This is a genomic window from Flavobacterium sp. B114r, from assembly GCF_056824125.1.
The window spans coordinates 4,991,747-5,012,030 of the sequence record NZ_CP124858.1; the positions used below are offsets into that span (position 1 = coordinate 4,991,747).

12 protein-coding genes and 1 rRNA gene are annotated in these 20,284 nt (G+C 34.5%); 11 read left to right on the forward strand and 2 right to left on the reverse strand.

The window, feature by feature from the left end:
* Nucleotides 1–303: 303 nt before the first annotated feature.
* The 6 genes from bglX (at nt 304) to QLQ94_RS20890 (ending at nt 15,336) form a co-directional block, all read left to right on the forward strand.
* On the forward strand, nt 304–2,595 hold the full coding sequence (gene bglX / locus QLQ94_RS20865) for a beta-glucosidase BglX (RefSeq protein ID WP_271336643.1): 2,292 nt from the start codon (nt 304–306) through the stop codon (nt 2,593–2,595).
* A gap of 676 nt (nt 2,596–3,271) precedes the next feature.
* Nucleotides 3,272–7,426, forward strand: a complete 4,155-nt coding sequence (locus QLQ94_RS20870) for a hybrid sensor histidine kinase/response regulator (protein ID WP_427402215.1) — start codon at nt 3,272–3,274, stop codon at nt 7,424–7,426.
* A gap of 452 nt (nt 7,427–7,878) precedes the next feature.
* A complete protein-coding gene (locus tag QLQ94_RS20875; RefSeq protein ID WP_271336640.1) occupies nt 7,879–10,983 on the forward strand; it encodes a SusC/RagA family TonB-linked outer membrane protein in 3,105 nt (1,034 codons plus the stop codon).
* A 60-nt stretch (nt 10,984–11,043) separates the two neighbouring features.
* Complete coding sequence (locus QLQ94_RS20880; protein WP_271336639.1) at nt 11,044–12,567, forward strand: RagB/SusD family nutrient uptake outer membrane protein; 1,524 nt, start codon at nt 11,044–11,046, stop codon at nt 12,565–12,567.
* Between the two features lie 8 nt (nt 12,568–12,575).
* A complete protein-coding gene (locus QLQ94_RS20885) occupies nt 12,576–13,679 on the forward strand; it encodes a hypothetical protein (protein WP_482498401.1) in 1,104 nt (367 codons plus the stop codon).
* A gap of 265 nt (nt 13,680–13,944) precedes the next feature.
* Nucleotides 13,945–15,336, forward strand: coding sequence for an endo-1,4-beta-xylanase (locus QLQ94_RS20890; protein ID WP_427402216.1), 1,392 nt, complete (start codon nt 13,945–13,947; stop codon nt 15,334–15,336).
* A gap of 242 nt (nt 15,337–15,578) precedes the next feature.
* On the opposite strand, the gene QLQ94_RS20895 is transcribed toward QLQ94_RS20890, so the two are convergent.
* Nucleotides 15,579–16,505 carry a glycoside hydrolase family 16 protein gene (locus QLQ94_RS20895; protein WP_482498403.1) on the reverse strand — a complete coding sequence of 309 codons (927 nt, stop codon included), beginning with the start codon at nt 16,503–16,505 and terminating at the stop codon, nt 15,579–15,581.
* 543 nt (nt 16,506–17,048) lie between these two features.
* On the opposite strand from QLQ94_RS20895, the gene QLQ94_RS20900 reads away from it, so the two are divergent.
* From QLQ94_RS20900 to QLQ94_RS20920, 5 genes are all read left to right on the forward strand, one after another.
* A complete protein-coding gene (locus QLQ94_RS20900) occupies nt 17,049–17,180 on the forward strand; it encodes a CocE/NonD family hydrolase (RefSeq protein ID WP_414655395.1) in 132 nt (43 codons plus the stop codon).
* Entirely contained in the window at nt 17,120–18,106 is a 987-nt protein-coding gene (locus tag QLQ94_RS20905) for a CocE/NonD family hydrolase C-terminal non-catalytic domain-containing protein (protein WP_482498405.1), read from the forward strand. The genes QLQ94_RS20900 and QLQ94_RS20905 overlap by 61 nt, the downstream gene beginning before the upstream one ends.
* A gap of 63 nt (nt 18,107–18,169) precedes the next feature.
* Nucleotides 18,170–18,517, forward strand: a complete 348-nt coding sequence (locus tag QLQ94_RS20910; RefSeq protein WP_482498407.1) for an ISAon1 family transposase N-terminal region protein — start codon at nt 18,170–18,172, stop codon at nt 18,515–18,517.
* A gap of 22 nt (nt 18,518–18,539) precedes the next feature.
* Nucleotides 18,540–19,493 (forward strand): ISAon1 family transposase, encoded by a 954-nt coding sequence (locus QLQ94_RS20915; protein WP_482499945.1) that lies wholly within the window; start codon nt 18,540–18,542, stop codon nt 19,491–19,493.
* Entirely contained in the window at nt 19,486–19,929 is a 444-nt protein-coding gene (locus QLQ94_RS20920) for a transposase (RefSeq protein WP_482498409.1), read from the forward strand. Before QLQ94_RS20915 ends, QLQ94_RS20920 begins: the two co-directional genes overlap by 8 nt.
* 131 nt (nt 19,930–20,060) lie before the next feature.
* Here QLQ94_RS20920 and rrf read toward each other — a convergent pair.
* Nucleotides 20,061–20,170: ribosomal RNA gene (rrf, locus tag QLQ94_RS20925) — 5S ribosomal RNA — on the reverse strand.
* Between the last annotated feature and the right edge of the window lie 114 nt (nt 20,171–20,284).

Genomic DNA, 20,284 nt, shown 5'->3' on the forward strand with positions numbered 1-20,284 from the left:
TTTAATTCGCACGGCGCGTAAAAAAAGTCTTAATGAAAATTAGGACTTTTTTTATGCATGCCAAAACATTCGGTAGTAATCCCTCTATCTTACCGGCATCAAACACATACAAATACAACATTTGTAGTACATAATGCTTCAAATTTGCTATTATGATTACTCGTCTAAAACTACATTTACCCTTTTTATGTTTTTATTGATTTCGGGCAAACGAGCTTGTAAAATGATATCATCCAAAATTAAAAAAGACACTCTAACGCATTCATGATTTAAAAACTTTACCATAAAACTAAAACCACAATAATGAAAAAACAAATTAGAAAATATGCCTTTTTACTCCTAATCGTTTTTGGAAACGGCTATGCTCAAACAAAAAAACATATGGATACCAAAAAGCCAATTGAAGAACGAATCTCGCTTTTGATCAAAGAAATGACATTAGAAGAAAAAGTGGGACAAATGAATCAATACAATGGTTTTTGGGATGTAACGGGACCCGCACCCAAAGGCGGAAGTGCTGAACTGAAATACGAACATCTACGTAAAGGCTGGGTTGGATCGATGTTAACCGTTCGAGGTGTAAAAGAAGTTCGTGCGGTACAGAAAATCGCAGTCGAAGAAACCCGATTGAGAATTCCTTTGATCATTGGTTTTGACGTTATTCACGGTTATAAAACTTTGAGTCCGATTCCGTTGGCAGAAGCCGCGAGTTGGGATCTGGAAGCGATAAAAAAATCGGCAGCAATTGCGGCAGATGAAGCATCGGCATCCGGTATCAACTGGACTTTTGCACCCAATGTCGATATTACAAATGATGCACGCTGGGGACGTGTGATGGAGGGTGCGGGGGAAGATCCTTATTTAGGAAGTAAAATAGGTTACGCCAGAATAAAAGGTTTTCAGGGAGAAACGATGGCAGATTTAGCCAAAGTAAATACAATTGCAGCTTGTACAAAACACTTTGCAGCATACGGTTATGTCGAGGCAGGACTAGAATATAATAGTGTAGATATGAGCAATTCTAAATTATACAATTCGGTTTTACCGCCTTTTGAGGCCACGGTACAAGCCGGAGTTCGTACGTTTATGAATTCATTTAACACCTTAAACGGTATTCCCGCAACAGGAAATGCATTTTTACAAAGAGATATCCTTAAAGGAAAATGGAAGTTTGACGGATTTGTAGTTTCAGATTATGCTTCTATTCGCGAAATGATTGCGCACGGTTATGCAAAAGACGAAGCCGATGCAACAGCAAAAGCAGTTATTGCAGGTTCTGATATGGATATGGAATCGTATTTGTACGTAGCAAAATTAGTGACTTTGGTAAAAGAAGGAAAAGTAAAAGAAGCTTTGATAGATGATGCTGTTCGCAGAATTCTTCGCGTAAAATTTGAATTGGGTTTATTTGATGATCCCTACAGATATTGCGATGAAAAACGTGAAAAAGAAGTTGTTGGCAGCAAAGCCAATAATGACGGCGTACTGGATATGGCAAAAAAATCTATCGTATTATTAAAGAATGAAAAGAATCTTTTACCACTGAAAAAATCCGGACAAAAAATTGCTTTGATCGGTGCTTTGGCAAATGATAAAAACAGTCCGCTTGGAAGCTGGAGAATTGCAGCCGATGATAATACGGCAGTTTCGGTTCTGGAAGCAATGCAACAATACAAAGACAATCAACTAACTTTTGAAAAAGGTGCAGATTTACTTTCGCAGAAAGCTACTTTCCTTACAGAAACAATTTTTAATACTACAGACAAAAGCGGTTTTGAAGCGGCAAAAACAGCTGCAAAAAATGCTGATGTTGTAGTAATGGTTTTAGGTGAATATGGATTTCAAAGTGGAGAAGCAAGAAGCAGAACCGATCTAAATTTGCCTGGAATCCAGCAAGAATTACTGGAAGAAATTTACAAAGTAAATCCTAATATCGTTTTGGTTTTAAATAACGGTCGTCCTCTGACTATTCCGTGGGCTGCCCAAAATATCCCGGCAATTGTTGAAGGCTGGCAACTGGGAACTCAAGCAGGAAATGCAATCGCTCAGGTTTTATACGGAGATTACAACCCTAGTGGTAAATTGCCAATATCTTTCCCGAGAAATGTGGGACAAGTACCTATTTATTACAACAAATACAGTACAGGAAGACCAATTGATAGTGATAAAAATGTTTTTTGGTCGCATTATATGGATGTAGAGAAAACGCCTCAATTTCCTTTTGGTTTCGGACTGAGTTATACAAAATTCGATTATAAAAATCTTAAAATAAATAAAACTACTTTTGCAAAAAGAGAAAAAATTGAAGTAAGCGTTGACGTTACCAACTCAGGAAATTATGACGGGAAAGAAGTTGTTCAATTATATATTCATGATGAATTTGCAAGCATCGTTCGCCCAATAAAAGAATTAAAAGGTTTTGAATTGGTCAACCTCAAAAAAGGAGAAACTAAAACTGTGCACTTTACTTTGACAGAAAGAGAACTTGGTTTTTATGACAATAACGGTAACTATTTAGTAGAACCGGGAGTATTTAACATCATGGTAGGTTGGAATTCTAATGAAGGACTTACCAGCAAATTTGAGTTAAAATAAACTCTATATAACCCGTTGGGTGTAATTATTTTCAAAACATTTAAACATTTCACCCAACGGGTTAGATATATTAAACACATAGAAACATAGATTTTTATAGAAAAAGAGTGATCCCAAAAAGAAACAAGTTTCTTTCACATAGTCCTGAAGCATCGGGCAACGTCATTAAGTTAAGAAATTTTTTAATGCGGATTACCTCTTTCAGAATCCGCAATCTTGTCATCTCGACGAAGGAGAGATCACATAAGAAACTCAGCAAAGATTGGCGAATAGCTGAACGGAAATACTAGTGTGATCTCTCCTGCGTCGAGATGACAAACTTTGTAGTTACTTCTCTGTCTATTTACTGATTCCTTAACTTAATGGCATTGACACATACCTATGTGAATTAATGTAAAGTAAAACGCCTTTTTTTAAGCAAACAAAAGCTATGTTTCTATGTGTTAAAACAACTACACAGCAGTTTAGTATACTTTTTAAAACAACCTTATAACCTGAGTACGATTAATCATTTCAAAATTATTAATCATGCTCATATTTTTTTGGAAATAGAATCAAATTTGCATAAAAAGTAAATTTTCTATTTAGTTTTATTAATATTGTTTATATATACTTAAAATAAAAGTTAATTTGCAAATTGAATCTCCGGAATGAAGTTGATCAATACTACTATGAAATGAAAAATATCAAATATATTCTTGCATGCTATTTTGTATTCATAAATTGCCTTTTATCTCAAGGTAAATTTGATAATTACCAATTTAGAAGCATACAGGAAACTACTTCAAAACGCGCCATAACTTCGATTATTCAGGATAAAAACGGTTTTATTTGGATAGGCACAAACGGCACGGGTTTATATCGGTATGATGGCGTAAATTATTTTGGGTACGAGTACAATAAAAAGCCCGGTTCGCTAAACAGCAACTTTATTTATGCCACCTTTCTTGATGCTGATAATAATTTATGGATTGGTACTGACGATGGGTTATGCCTGTACAACAGGGATTTAGACAATTTTACTAAAATCAATATCGAGGATGTCATTACAAAAGGCTACGACGAACCCATTACCGTAAAAACAATTATTCAGGATAATAACGGCAATTTAATCCTTGGCACCTATGGTTTTGGATTATTCAGACTTAATATAAAGACATTACAAGCTAGTTTAGTACAATCAAAGGTGCTTAAGAAATTTGATTTATTAATAAAATCTTCAGTAAAAAATAAACAGGGAATTGTTTATTTAGGAACTAATTATGGTCTTTTAGAACTTGATTTAAACGGAAAAGTCAAACAGGTTTATAAAGACAAATTCAAAAGAGAACCATTATTAGATGATATCGAAAATCTTGTTATCGATAAATATGGATATATATGGCTGGGAACAACAGAAAATGGCCTGATCAAAATTAAACCTGAAACAGATAATTACCAATTTGAAAATTATGCTATTACCAAAAACAAAATCTTATCTATTATAGAAAGCAGTCAGGATTACATCATTTGTGGTACAGAAAATGACGGATTGCTGGTTGTCAATTATAAAGGACAAGTACTGCAAAAATACCTGCACAGTAAATACAATGACTTCAGCTTAAAATCGAACTCGGTTTGGTCCTTATACGAAGACAAAGAAAAACGTCTTTGGTTAGGTTATTTTAATAAAGGACTGGGTGTATTTGATAAACCCAATAACAAATTCAATTCGCTTGAATCACTTGTAAACAATGATAATTCATTACAAACAAGTTACGTAACTTCAGTCATAAAAGATAAAAAGGGGAATCTATTAATCAGTAATGAAGGCGGCGGACTTGATATTTATAATCTTAGTAATAAAAGTTATATTCACGTAAACAAAAACAATCAAAACTACTATTCAGGTTTAGATGCTGTTGATATTCAGACCATCTTTATAGACAGCAAGCAAAATATCTGGATAGGAAGCTGGGATCGTGGTATCTACTTTTTGAAAAATGGCACTACCCGATTTGTAAACTACAATACAGTAAACACGACAGGATTAAAATCGAATCGGATTTTTAGTTTTTCAGAAGATTCAAAAGGCAGGATCTGGATTGGGACTTTTATAAAAGGACTGCATTATTTTGACAATAAAAGCAACACATTTGTGCATTGCGATTCTAAAGATTTTACAGATAATTCTATAGACAAAGCCTTTATTCGTAAAGTTTTTGTAGACTCTGATGACATTTTATGGGTTGGAACAATCCTGGGATTATACCAAGTTAGCTTAAAAGAAGAATCCGGTTTTAAAGTGACCAAAATGCGGGATGCCATGTTCAAGGACAAAACGAAGTACAACAGCATTCAGACTATTTTGTCTATTTATGAGTCTAATGATAAAACAATATGGATAGGAACAGATGGCGAAGGATTATTTAATTACAATAAAAAAACAAAGAAATTTTCAAATTATAATGACTTCCCAGGTTTTAAAGAAAAATCTGTTCGTGCGATAATTGCTGACAACAATGGCTCTTTGTGGATAAGCGGCGGATCAGGATTGACCAAACTCGATTTTAAAAATAAAAAAAGCACCAATTTCAACAAAGATGATGGTCTAGTTGATAATGATTTTAATAATAATGCGGTCTTTAAGGACGGAAACGGAGAACTGTATTTTGGCAGTTACGAAGGAGTAAATTATTTTAATCCTAACGAAATCAAAAAAGCAGAAAAAGCGCCAAGGTTATATTTTAGTGATTTCAAACTATTCAATCGATCTGTAAAACCCAATGAAGATGCTTCGCCCTTAATCAAAGTAATTGCTCAGACCAAAGAAATCACGCTCGATCATACACAATCTGTTTTTACTATTGAATATGTGGGAATTAACTATAATTATTCTAAGAAAAACCAATACGCGTATTATCTTGAAGGTTTTGAAAAAGACTGGAATTATGTAGGAAATAACAGAACGGCAACTTACACCAATCTTGCTCCCGGCAATTATGTTTTTAAAGCAAAATCAGCCAATGCAGATGGTTCCTGGAGCAATGATCAATTAGAACTAAAAATAAAAATCCTGCCGCCTTGGTGGAAAACCATTTGGGCGTACTTGTTATACACTTCTATTTTGGTGTTTCTGATTATATACTTTAATAAAATTTATCAAAATCGTTTTAAAGCGGGACAAGCCATCATTTTAGAAAAAGAAAAAAGTATCCAGTCAGAGAAACTAAACAATAAAAAATTACAGTTTTTCACGAATATCTCGCATGAATTCAGAACCCCATTAACGCTGATTATTAATCCGCTGGAAGATATTTTAAGAAGCAAAAATCTATCTCCTGAAATACATAATAAATTAAAAATTGTTCATAAAAGTTCAGATAGGCTTTCGAGGTTAATCAATGAACTTATGGATTTTAATAAATTAGAGTTTAATAAAATTTCGCTGCAAGCCAGAAAAATTGAAGTAGTAGCATTTACGCAGGGAATTATTGGCTATTTTGATGAAGAAGCCGCTGCCAGAAATATTACTATAAATTTTGAGTCCAAATTTGATGAGCTTGAAGACTGGCTAGATCCAAAAATGCTGGAAAAAATACTCTTTAATATTATTTCGAATGCCTTTAAATTTACTCCGGACAATGGTTCAATTACTATTGCTATAGATAAATCAGATCCAGATAATTCGCTGCTCATTAACGGAAATAAAGTTCCCTCATTTTCTATAACCATTACAGATACGGGTTCCGGAATTCACAAAAAAGATCTAAAAAGAATTTTTGACAGATTTTATCAGGTCAATAATGTCAATAAAGATTATTACGGCAGTACAGGAATTGGTTTAGAGGTTGTAAAAGAATTTATTGAGTTACATAAGGGGAAAATTAATGTTGAAAGTAAGATAGAAGAAGGTACAAAATTCACGGTGACATTTCCGTTAGGTAAATCTTTTTATAAGAAAAGCGAAATAGTGGATGCTGTTTTTAAAGTTGAAAAAAGTAAAAACAAATTTCTGTCTGAATCTTTTAATAATGAATCAGACGACAATGAAAGTACAAATCAAATCGCAGAAAATGATGTTGTCGAAACCACAAAACCCTACACTATTTTGATTGTTGAAGACAATCCTGAATTAAGAAATTATCTAAAACACGAACTCAGCAAATTATACAAAGTTATTGTTGCCGAAAACGGTCAAAAAGGCTATGAACTTGCTGTTCAGAAATTACCGGATTTAATCATTACAGATGTTATTATGCCCGTAATGGATGGGTTGCAATTGTGCAAAAACATCAAAGGAGATCTAAAAACAAGTCATATTCCGTTATTAATGCTCTCGGCAAAAGCAATGGTAAAAGACAGATTAGAAGGCATCGATTCCGGCGCAGATATGTATTTGAGCAAACCATTTGAACTGGATATTTTAAAATCGAGTTTGGCACAGCTTATTACAAGCAGGCAAATCATGTTTAAGAAATTTTACAGCGGAATCACAAAAGACGGGAAAGAAAAAACAACTTCGCTGGATAATGATTTCATTCAAAAAATCCTTGCATTTATAAACGAAAATATCAGCGAACCTGAATTGAGTGTAGAATTATTATCTTCTAAAATTTTCCTGAGCAGAAGTCAATTGTATCGAAAAATAAAAACATTAACAGGTGTTTCAGTCAATGAGTTTATTAGAAATGTTCGACTGGAAAAAGCCAAACAACTGATCGAGAAAGGAAACAATAATATTAATGAAATAAGCTATAAAGTTGGGTTTACTTCTCCCTCCTATTTTACGAAATGTTATAAAATTAAATACGGGTATTTGCCTACGCATGAAAAAAGAATAAAAGAATAAGACGTTAAAAAAACAATCTACTGAAAGCAAAATCCAGCTAAAAGAGCTTCAATTTTTAAAAATTGAAGCTCTTTTTTTTGTAAGTCAATTTTTTCAATAATTAGTCTTTCCTATTCAAATCAATATTCACATATAAAAAATATTCTGCTCATTTTTTGAACATAAAATATTTTTAAAGCTAAAAACTTAGCAAATACTTGACAAGCTGTTCAAATGTCATAGTAGTCTCTTTTCTTGCCAATAGTGCATTTACAGCTTTTTTTGCATCAAATGTTGTACAATATGCTTCATCCGTTCTATAATAGCAGACCGCTACATTTTACTTTCGTTAAGAAATATTTAAGAAATAATACTGCTTGTCATTCCCTCATAATTCGCTTGACAAAAGAGGTTACTATTTAATATTTTGAAATAAAAACTAACTAATTATCAAAACTTAACGACCAAATTTTATGCAGAAAAAAACATTAAAAAAACTATTGTGTTTAATAGTATGTATGTGGGGAAATTTTTTCTTCGCACAAACTGTTAAAGGAAAAGTAACATCAGGCGGAATGGGCTTGCCGGGTGTTAGTGTAATAGTACAAGGAACAAAAAATGCAACCTCCACTGATTTTGACGGTGGTTTTGTATTAAACAATGTAGAACCAAAATCTATATTGACTTTTAGTTATATCGGGTACAAAAATGTATCCCTGCCAGCGGATACAAAATCTGTAATGCAGGTTGCTATGATCAATGATCTGGAAAAACTAAATGAAGTAGTGGTTATTGGTTACGGAACTTCAAAAAGGAAAGATATTAATGGCGCCATTTCTTCTATTAAAGCATCAGAAATTCAGGACAAACCTTTTACTTCTATCGATCAGGCTCTTGTAGGTAAAGCTGCAGGTGTAAATGTAACACAAAATTCAGGTACGCCAGGAGGTGGAATCTCGGTTCAGATTAGGGGAATTACTTCGATCAATGGTAACGAACCTTTGTATGTTATTGACGGAACTCCGGTTTTTGCGGATAAAAACAATGATTCATTTTCGTTTGGCGCATTAGGCGGTGGAAACGGTCAAACAAAAAATTCAGCTTTATCCAGTTTGAATATTTCGGATATTGAATCTATTGATATCTTAAAAGATGCATCTTCTACAGCAATTTACGGGGCAAATGGTGCAAACGGTGTTGTTTTGATTACAACCAAAAAAGGAAAAAAAGGAAAATCGACTTTTGCCTATGAAACGTATTTGGGAACTCAGGAAGTGACAAATCATGTTGATGTTTTGAATTTACCACAATATGCAGCGTATCAGGCTAAAATTTTCAAACTAAATGGCGAGCCTGTTCCTTATCAATACCAAAAGCCAAATTTATTAGGTAAAGGAACCAACTGGCAGGATGAACTTTTTAGAACCGCAACAATGTACAATCATCAGTTGTCATTCTCCGGTGAAAAAGACGGAACAAGATATTATACTTCTTTGAATTATTTTGATCAGGAAGGTGTTGTTCTAAACTCCGATTTCAACAGAATGTCTATGCGATTAAATGTAGACTCGAATGTAAAATCGTGGTTAAAAATTGGCAACAATATGTCATTGAGCAGGTCCTCTCAAAAAGTAGTCCGTAACGATGATCGTGGCGGTTTAGTGATGAATTCGCTCAGACAATCTCCAGAATTACCGGTAAGATATGCTGATGGTTCTTATGCTGGTCCTGCAAGCGGTATAGGTTCCTCTGCAAATGAAGCAACAAACCCAATTGCTTTGGCCGAATACAATAATGCAAAAACAGAACGATATAAAGTCAACGGAAATTTCTTTGCTGATTTTACGCTTATAAAAGGATTGGTTTTTAGAAGTGAATTGGGATATGACTTAAATTTTGCAAAAAGCAGTTCTTTTGCACCTGCTTATACTTTAGGAACTGTATCTGAACTTTTAAATAAATCATTCAAACAACAGGATCAAAGTTATTACTGGAGCCTTAAAAATTATTTGACTTACAATAAAACCATTAACGAAAAACACAGCTTTACCTTTTTGCTAGGTCAGGAAGCGCAGGAAAGTCGCTACGAATATTTGAGCGGTTACAGAAGCGGGGATTTTTTAAGCAAAGATTTTCCTAACTTAAATATAGGTGATATTGATACCGCAGTAAACGGAAATGGTTCCGGAAGATGGTCGATGACTTCTTATATTTCGAGATTAAACTATAGTTTTTCTGATCGCTATTCTTTTTCGGCTTCTTTAAGAGCAGATGCTTCGTCAAACTTTGGACCTAATAATAAATGGGGTTATTTCCCTTCATTTGCCGCAGGTTGGACAGTGAGTAACGAAAAGTTTTTTGAGCCTTTATCAAATACTGTAAATTATTTAAAATTCAGAGCAGGTTACGGTTCAGTAGGTAACCAAAATATTCCGGCAAACAGATACCAGACCATTTTATCGCTAACGGCGTCTCCGTTTGGCGGTGTATCGCCAACGATTGATAATTTAGGGAACCCGGATATTAAATGGGAATCATTGAAATCGTTTAACGTTGGTTTTGAATTAGGAATGTTTAATAACAGGGTAAAATTAGATTTTGATTATTATGTCAAAAAATCTTCTGATTTCCTGACCAAACAAATCAATGATGAATCAAATCAAAGTGCCCTTAATTATTATTTGAATACAGGTGAAATTCAAACAAAAGGAGTTGAATTTACCTTGAATACAAGAAATATTATTACAGAGAATTTTACATGGGACAGTACGATTATTTTATCAAAATATAATAACGAACTTACTAGTTTTCAAGGAGCAGGAAAAGCTTTATTGGGCAAAGTACAGTTCGATTTATACAACGTAACCAGAACTACAGAAGGACAGCCGGTTGGTCAGTTTTACGGATATGTAACTGATGGATTATTTAAAAATGCTGCCGAGTTAGCTGCAGGACCAATTCAGGAAACAGGAACAGGAATTGGCGATATCCGTTTTAAAGATCTTAATGGCGACGGAAAAATTGATGCTAAAGATCAAACAGCTTTAGGAAGTGCAATTCCGGATTTTACGTATTCATTGACCAATAACTTCAAATACAAAAACCTTAGTTTATCTGTTGTTTTAACCGGAAGCCAAGGCAATGAAATCTACAACTTTACCCGTCATTATACTGATGGAATTTATCCCGGATTTGGAGATCGATATGCAAATGTGACCACTCAGGCTTTAAATGCTTTTGAAGCGGGAGTAAACGAAAATACAGATGTGCCAAGAATTACCCTAAACGATCCAAACGGAAACGGCAGAATCTCGAACAGATTTGTTGAAGATGGTTCTTATCTAAGAATCCAGAATGTATCGTTGAGCTACGATTTACCAAAACAAATATTCGAAAAATCAATTATTACAAAAGTGAGATTGTATGTCAATGTTCAAAACTTATATACCTGGACAAAATACTCCGGTTTTGATCCTGCTTTAGGAAATTTAGATCAAAATATAACATTGAGCGGTATTGATTTAGGAAGATATCCAGTACCAAGAACTACTTCTGTAGGTTTGAATTTAGAATTCTAAAATTGAGATAAAACACAATTAACTTAATGATTCATAGTCATTAAAATAAAAATAATAGTTATGAAAAAATTCCTAAAACTTTTTCTGATGGTAATGCTGATACCATTGCTTTCTTTGTTTTCCTGTTCTGATGAATTTTTGGATGCTCCATCTGAAAATCAATTAACACCGGCCGATTTACCGGAAGGCGTTACGGCTTTTGATGGTATTGCCGAGAGTTTATATTTTAAGCCCTGGTTTACTTTTAATGATAAATTCCTGATTGCCGTTGGCGATATGTATGCCGGAAACGCTTTTACATTCGATGGTGCTTATGCTCAGTTTAAAGATGCTCAGGTAACCTCACAAAATCCAATCCTGACAGAAGGATATGTTTCGTTGTTTTCGGTGATCGATCAATCGAATAATTTAATGAGTCTGGTTGAAGACAGAAAAAGCGAATTGCCGGAAGCATCCTATAAAAATTCGATCGCCATCTCACGATTTATGCGAGCAAATGCCTATTTCTATTTGGTAAGAACTTTTGGAGCCGTGCCAATTATTAGCAAAGCAGGAACCGCCGCTCAGCCAAAAAGAAATCTTGTTGCAGATGTTTATAAATTTATAAAACAAGATTTAGAATATGCTATCGAAAACTTGCCTGATACTTCGGTAAAAAAAGGATATGTAACTAAAACGGTGGCAATGGGAATTCTTGCAAAAGTTCATTTGACTTTAAAAGAATACACAGAATGTGCAGATTTGACCCAGAAAATTATGGGAAAACAATATTCGTTAATTCAGGATTACGGCAACTTATTTAGCAGCCCTGAAAACAATAACAGTCCCGAAAGTATGTTTGCCTTGCAATGGAAAGCTATTGCTACCGAATGGGGAACTCAAAATACAAATCAGGCCTATATCGTTCCCGGAGGTACAGGAATAACTGGCGGTGGCGACGGTTGGGGAGTTCACCTGCCTTCTATTTCATTGCAAAGTGATTTTGAACCAAAGGATACCCGAAAAAAGAGCACGATCATGACCGATGGCGACTTTTATCCTGAATTATTAAAAAATAAAGGAGGTTTCACGTATAAAAAAATCCTCTCTTCGACAGGAGCCAATTTCAGAAAATACATTGTAGGTTCTGCAGCAGAAAGAAACGATGTTTTCTTTATGAAGACTTCACAAAACACGATTATACTACGATATTCAGATGTTTTATTAATGCATGCCGAAGCGATTTTGGCCGGAGCGCCTTCTACAACTAATGCATCTGCATTAAGCGCGTTTAACGAAGTGAGAACAAGAGCAGGATTATCAACTAAAACAATACTTACCAGAGATGAGTTGTTTAAGGAAAGAAGAATTGAATTTGCCCTTGAAGGACAATATTTCTTCGATTTAAAACGCCGCGGTCTGGCCGAAGCAACAGCAATTATCTCAAATCAGGAAGTTGGTTTTTATTCTGATGATGCCAGAACCCAATTGATTTCTGTAAAGATCACTCCGGGAAGCAATTATTTTGAACTGCCATTACCGCAATCTGCTATTGATACTAATCCATCATTACTAGAACCTCCTGTTCCTTATAACTTTAATTAATTTATACTATGATTAATAAAATAAAATATACAATTATAATTCTTTTGGCATTTGCTTCTTTCACGGCTTGTCAAAACGATGACGCAGTTACCGCAAATGTAGATGCAATGGTTGCAGAACCGGGCGATTTACTCAACCAAACCTTTCCTCTAACTAAAATAAGAGTCGAAGGAACAGGATTAACAGGATTGAAAAAAATCACGCTCGATAATAAAATTGATATCAGTTTCAATCCCAACTATAACTCAGATAAAGCGTTTATTTTCACTATTCCTTTTGATGAAAAACTGGGCAGCAGATTTGGCATACAACCCATCACATTTGTAACAGCATCCGGATCAGTAACTAAAAATATTGAGATTTTACAGCCCGTTCCTACTATTACAAAAACAATTCCGGCTGTAGCAACTCCGGGGTTTCCTCTGGAAATACAAGGCACATGGTTCTATAATGTTTCTTCGATAACCTTAGGAGGTAAATCACTCAGTTATTCTGTCAATTCATCTTCATCCATTATTATTGGTTTACCTGCGGATGCAGTTTCCGGATCAGAATTAGTAATTAGTACACCAGGAGGTTCAGCAAAAAAAACAATAGAATTTGCAACATCAATTCTTGTGTCTGATTTTGACGGAGCTGGTACAAGACGCGATTGGAGTGCGTATGGTGATATGGATAGTTTTAATGCAAATACCACAGGCGGACCAACTGGTAATTATGCCGCATTATCATGGGTTGGTTCAACTGCCAATGGTTACAATGGAAGCAGTGCCGGTGGCGGAGCTAGTTTTCTAAGCGCAGCTAATAACGATGCAACAAAAGCTTTTATAGATATTGATGTAAGCGGGAATGTTGCAGGCGCTCAATTTGCCATTCAATTGAATACCATTGATGGAAAAGATTACGGTTATAATTTTAAAATAACCGATGTTAACTGGACTACAAAAACAATATCAATAGCTGATTTTAAAGACAATTATGGTTTTGGTTCGAATTCAGCCGCTACATTAGATCCTTCTAAAATCAATGAAATTAAAGTTGGAATTGCGCAAGGAGATACACCAAATCCAAGCGTAATAAAATTTGATAATATTAAAATTCGCTACCAATAATTAATGGTTTTGTGTTTTAATTTTTAAAACTAAAAAAGAGGCTGTTTTTAAAAGCAGTCTCTTTTTACTACAGTGGAGCTATGAAATATTGAACACGAATTTGCACAAATTATAAATGGGTCATTTTAGTTTGTGAAATTAAATTTCACGAACGAATTAGTGTCAATTCGTGCAATTCGTGTTTGTTTTTTACTTGTGCTCTTATATAAACTATAAATACAAGTAATTGCATGAATAATACTAATACTTTAAAATAAAAAACAATATGAAAAATAAAATTTTACTTGTACTCACCAGCCTTGTCTTTTTTTTAAACTCTTGTTCAAAAGATGACAATGTAATGGCCAATACTTTAGAATTGCCTGTTGCAAACGCACCAAAAGATGTAAACGATGCTAGTTTCAGAGCAAAATGGAATTACGTTTCTAATGCTAAAAGCTATCTTTTGGATGTTTCTACCAGCGAAAATTTCGCCACTTTTGTATCTAATTACAATGCAAAACCAGTAACTGATTTAAACGAAGTTGTCATTGGTTTAGATGGCGGCACACAATATTTTTATAGAGTCAGAGCCAAAAACGAGACAGAAATTTCGGCGTATTCAAATGTTATTTCTGTGGTAACTACAGGTACAAGCAGTATTCCTGAAGATCCTGCTTTTCTAAAAGTAAAAGCCAATAAAGTCACCAATCCGTTTTTTGTAGGTATGGCGGTAAAAGCTTCACAATTGACTGCCGGAAGTCCGTATGATGTTATTTTGAAAAATGAATTCAGCAGTATTTCTGCCGAATATGAAATGAAAATGGATCAAATTTCTACTGCAAGTGGTGTTTACAACTGGACTGTAGCAGATAAAATTGTCGCTTATGGAAATGCAAATGCTATCAATGTTCACGGTCATGCTTTGGTATGGCATAATTCGGTTCCTAAATGGTTACAGGATTTTGCAGGAACTGATGCTGAATTTACGACAGAAGTAAAAAAATACATTACAGATGTGGTTACGCATTATGCAGGAAAAGTAAAATCCTGGGATGTGGTAAATGAAGCTGCAGACGATAATGGCGGTAACATGAGAAATACTATTTTCCTTAAACGAATGGGACCTAATTACATCAAAGACTGTTTTCAATGGGCTAGAAATGCGGCAACTGCTGCAGGCGATACCAACTTGTTATTGTTTTATAATGATTATGCAACTTCAACTAATATCGCAAAACAAGACCGGGTTTTTACCATTACAGATGATTTAAAAGCAAGTAATCTTATTGATGGTCTTGGTTTTCAAATGCACAATACGTATTTAAGCCCAACCAAAGCTCAAATAGAAACTGATCTTAACAGAGCAGTAGCAAAAGGATTGAAAATTCACGTTTCTGAATTGGATATTCAAGTAAATCAATCGAATGACATTGCTGCTTTTACAAATGAAAGAAGACTGGCGCAAAAAGAAAAATACAAAGAGATCGTGAAAATTTATAATGCCCTTCCTAAAGCTAATAAATATGCTTTAACGGTTTGGGGAATGAAGGATAATGAATCCTGGATTCCGTACAGTACAGAACTAAACCACGCAGGAAATGACTGGCCTTTATTGTATGATGCAAATTTTGCCATCAAAAGCTCCCATACAGGATTTCTTGAAGGTTTAGATTAAATATAAATCTATAATGAACACGAATTTCATGAATTAACACTAATTTTTAAGGGTATTAACCTGGTTTGCGAAATTAATTTCACAAACTAATTAGTGACAATTCGTGTAATTCGTGTTTATATTAAAATCTATAAGAAACATAAATTACACGAATCAGTACTAATTTAAAAAGGTAGACCCCGTTTGTGAAATTATTTTTCACAAACCAATTAGTGATAATTCGTGCAATTCGTGTTTGTATTTTAAATAGGTCTTTTGTAGACTGTTACATCATCAACCCACATCATTACAGTTGTAAATAAGTTTATTTTATTAGGATCTATAAAATTAGAATCTTTTGATCCCACATTGACATTAAAAATAATCGAATGCTTCCCGAAATTATTTAAATTAAGGTTCGATACACCACTATTTGTATAGGTTGAAACAGTCACATTATCTACCTTGATTGTTACTGTTACTATATTATCTTTCATCTTCCAGAAAGATTCGTATAAATGCCATCCTCCATTTCCGTTAATATCAAAATTAGCAGGATAATTTCTTTCGGCTGAGTTTCCTAATTGGTTATTTCCCGTAGAAGTTCCGTAAAAAATATTCGAAGTATAACGGCTTGCGTTAGGCGCAAAAGAATATCCTTCCAGAATATCAATTTCTCCCTGTGTTGGCCAGGCATTTCCCTGAACCGACCAAAAAGCGGGCCACGCGCCATAAGTTTCTGTAAAAGACTTGTAAGTTCCACCGTCCATGGCTATTAATTTAATATTAGCAGAAAGCATATATTCCGTATTGTTTTCTGGTTTGTATTGGTAATTAGACGTAATAAAACCAGATTGATATTTGTACGTGCTTAATTTTGTGGTCTTGATTTCTAAACATTGTTTTCCATCTCGCCATTGCGTGGTGGGCACAGAACTATAATAGTCACAATACCAGGAATTGTAATCCGCTCGTTGTTCTTTTGTCCATTGTGAGAGACTGGAACCTACATCAAATGTATCTTCAAATTGTTTTACCCAGGGCGCACCGGCCACTTTGTTCGTACTGCCTTTTGTAGTTGCAGTTGCGTTTGCCAATTGATTCTCTGCTGCAGGTGTTGCATTATCTGAGCAGGATGCAAATCCTAAAACACACGTTAGTGTTAATGATAACAGACTTAATTTTTTCATCGTTTTTTGTGGTTAAATTTATAATTATAGTAAAGTATTTATTCGGATTTATGATTATAAAAGTAAGTTTATATATACAAAAAAAGTATCCCATTTGATGCAAAACATATCATAAATGATGTACGCAGGTATTAAATATTGAGAAACTGATAAGATTAGAAGAAGACACAATGGATTAATATAATCTACAATTCAATTAAAATTAAAATAAGAGTGATGTGTTTTAAAAGTGGATTTTCCCCATAAAAAAAGTCCTAATGAAAATGAGGACTTTTTAATATAATTTAAATCAGAAATATTTTAAACAATAGATTACTTCACTTTACATTCATAAACATAGCCACCACCGCACGAAAAATAAATTTATCATTCAAAATTGTTATTCCCGAAATCCCTGCTTTGCCTTTTATTTTCTTTTCAATCATCACTTCACCATTATTTTTGTTTAGAACGAATAATTCGGGTTTAACCAAGTTTGAAGCGCCTGATCCTGCCTATTGAGTTCAGCACGGTTATGCTGTTTGTAATCCTGACGCCCGCGGAATTGCACATAGTGAAGGCGATATAACCATGATTGGTTCTCAGGAAGCAGAAGATTGTTATGATCTTATAGAATGGCTGACAGTACAAGATTGGTCCAACCAAAAAACAGCCTTATCAGGAACTTCATATTAGCGTTTTCACAATGGTTTATTGCTGCAGGTCAACCACCACATCTTACTTGTATAAGTCCAACGGAAGGTTTGCAGGATGCTTATCGTGATTTAGCTTATATTGGCGGGATTCCTGATCCAAATTTCCTTCACCGTCTGCAGATAAATCATGTAAGCGCAACCGAAGCAAAACGCGAAGATATGACTGTCGAAATGGAAGCTTACCCTTTAGCAGATGCTGAATTGTGGAAAGACAAAGTTGCCGATGTTTCTAAAATTACCGTGCCTACTTATGTTGTGGCAAGTTACTCGAATACATTGCATACAATGGGAACTTTCCGCTCATGGCGTTCTATTGGTTCTAAAGAAAAATGGTTGCGTATTCATGATACTCAGGAATGCCCTGATTATTACAATGCTGAATTTACTGAGGAACTACGTAAGTTTTTTGATTATTATTTTTTAGGAAAACAAAATGGATGGGAGAAAACACCCACTGTACGTTATTCAATTTTGGATTTTCAGGCTAACAACAAAACAGGGCTTATTGCTGAAACTTTTCCTCCTAGAGAGTCCCAATTACAGCGCTATTACTTCAGCGGCAGAACAAGAACTTTACAATTAAATGCCGATGATAATGAATTGCCATTACGCTATTTTCCTGAGGCTTTGCCTTGCCGTGTATCGTTCCACACTGTTTTTGAAAAAGAAACTACTTTTATTGGTTATCCAAAAGTAAAACTCTTTATGGAAGCAGAAAACACCGATGATATGGATGTATTTGTATGGGTACAGAAAATTGACAAATTAGGCAATGTACTGAGCGAATTTGTAGTACCTAACCGCAATGCCGCTTTACAGGATTTTACTCAGGACGGAGCGTCTGCCAGACATTTAGATCCAATCCTTTCTACTGATGAAATTTCCGCATACAGTTTTGACGGATGAAGCGCAAAGCTTGGGGAGGAAATGTCAAAATAAAATAAGAACTTTGTAATCTAAGAATTTTATATGACCCCTATAGAACTTTTGAAGTTTATGCTTCCTGATTTTTTAGTAGAACATTTTGAAGTAGTTTCATCTACTAATAGCGAAGAAATATTACACCTCTATTTTGAAGAGAATGCTAAACCTCCAGAAGAGTTTAGGGATCTTCAATTAGTCTCAAAGGGTTTTCAAGATGAGATTACCATACAGGACTTTCCTCTGAGGGGTAAGTTCGTGTATTTACATATCAAAAGACGTCGCTGGACTAATAAAAATACAGGTGAGATCGTTAAAAGAGATTGGAATTTAGTAGCTAAAGGAACCCGCATGACTCAAGAGTTTGCGGCTTTTTTAAAAGAAATTAATAGATAAAACTGCTATTGACTGTCGTACCATTGGAGGTTTCTTTGGAGTCAATGGGAAAAAATTACAAAGACAATACAAAAAATTTTTAAGCTCCTTTAGTACGTGGGCTCCACGTGAACATGCACATGAGTGGATTATTTATCCTGAAAATATAGGTACTCACTTGTCAATTGATGAAGTAGCCTTGTCTCAGGGTGAGCTTTTTACTATTGTAACCAATAAGGAAGCTAGAGGTAAAAAAGGATGCCTAGTTGCTATTATTGAAGGGACAAAGGCAGATCAGGTCATTGAACATATTTGTAAAATTAATTACAAAAAAAGAAGTTGGGTTCAAGAAATAACACTTGACATGGCTAATTCCATGAAATTGATTTCCAAAAAATGTTTTCCAAAAGCGGTACAGGTTACCGATAGATTTCATGTTCAAAAATTAGCTCTAGAAGCATTACAGGAGATTAGAATAAAATATCGTTGGGAAGCTATGGATACTGAGAATCGATTGATATTACAAGCGAAAAGAGAAAACAAAACTTATCTCCCAGATCTTTTATCTAATGGAGACTCTGTAAAACAGTTGCTCGCCAGAAGTCGATATGTTCTTTATAAATCCCGCGATAAATGGACCGAAAGACAAAACGAACGAGCCCAATTGTTATTTGGCTTATATCCCGATATTAAAAAAGCATACAGTTTAACCCAACAACTACGAGGTATTTACAACAATAATAACAATAAACACATTGCGATGACCAAACTGGCACATTGGTACAGGAATGTAGAGGAGTCAGGGTTTAAAAATTTTAATATTCTTTTAAATACCATAACGGTTAATTACCAGTCAATCTTAAACTATTTTGACAATAGAAGTACAAATGCTTCAGCAGAATCTTTTAATGCCAAAGTAAAAGCATTTAGAAGTCAATTTAGAGGAGTACGAAAAGTAGATTTTTTCTTATTCAGATTATCCAATCTTTTTGCGTAATCCCCAACTTTTGCGTTTGATCCGTTTTGACCGCGCAGAAAAGCTTTCAGGAAAAGAAATCGTAGAATTGAATATTGTACTTAGTCCTATTGGTATGACATATAACGAAGGAGATACTCTGCGTGTGATGATAAGCAGTAAAGACGAAATTGGTTCTGTGATGCCGGGGACTCCAGGTTGTATCACCAATAACAAAGGCGTTCATATTTTGCACACAGGTGGCAAATATGTAGAGGAGTCAGGGTTTAAAAATTTTAATATCCTTTTAAATACTATAACAGTTAATTACCAATCAACCTTAAACTATTTTGATAATAGAAGTACAAATACTTCAGCAGAATCTTTTAATGCTAAAGTAAAAGCGTTTAGAAGTCAAATTAGAGGAGTGCGTAAAGTAGATTTCTTCTTATTCAGATTATCTAATCTTTTTGGTTAATCCCCAACTTTTGCGTTTGATCCGTTTTCGTGTTGATCCCGACAGACCCCGATAGCTATCGGGGCTCGCCTATAACCCCAGTATTTTGTAAAACAAAAAACCCTGTTTCGCTAGAAACAGGGTTTTCAAAAGAAAGGCGACGACATACTCTCCCACATAACTGCAGTACCATCTGCGCAGGCGGGCTTAACTACTCTGTTCGGGATGGGAAGAGGTGAGCCCCGCCGCAATAACCACCTTAAGAAGTTATAATTGCTTTGGGCAATTTGTTCTTCAATTTTTAATTTTTAATTCAAAATCTATAATTGAAGTAATATCTTAACATACTGAGATAAAGAAAAAAGTATTGATTTAG

Bases quoted from the DNA above. Each gene is read 5' to 3' on its own strand.
- QLQ94_RS20910 (WP_482498407.1), top strand. From the start codon at position 18,170: ATGACCCCTATAGAACTTTTGAAGTTTATGCTTCCTGATTTTTTAGTA.
- QLQ94_RS20885 (WP_482498401.1), top strand. From the start codon at position 12,576: ATGATTAATAAAATAAAATATACAATTATAATTCTTTTGGCATTTGCT.
- bglX (WP_271336643.1), top strand. From the start codon at position 304: ATGAAAAAACAAATTAGAAAATATGCCTTTTTACTCCTAATCGTTTTT.
- QLQ94_RS20880 (WP_271336639.1), top strand. From the start codon at position 11,044: ATGAAAAAATTCCTAAAACTTTTTCTGATGGTAATGCTGATACCATTG.
- QLQ94_RS20905 (WP_482498405.1), top strand. From the start codon at position 17,120: ATGGCTGACAGTACAAGATTGGTCCAACCAAAAAACAGCCTTATCAGG.
- QLQ94_RS20870 (WP_427402215.1), top strand. From the start codon at position 3,272: ATGAAAAATATCAAATATATTCTTGCATGCTATTTTGTATTCATAAAT.
- QLQ94_RS20895 (WP_482498403.1), bottom strand. From the start codon at position 16,505: ATGAAAAAATTAAGTCTGTTATCATTAACACTAACGTGTGTTTTAGGA.
- QLQ94_RS20890 (WP_427402216.1), top strand. From the start codon at position 13,945: ATGAAAAATAAAATTTTACTTGTACTCACCAGCCTTGTCTTTTTTTTA.
- QLQ94_RS20875 (WP_271336640.1), top strand. From the start codon at position 7,879: ATGCAGAAAAAAACATTAAAAAAACTATTGTGTTTAATAGTATGTATG.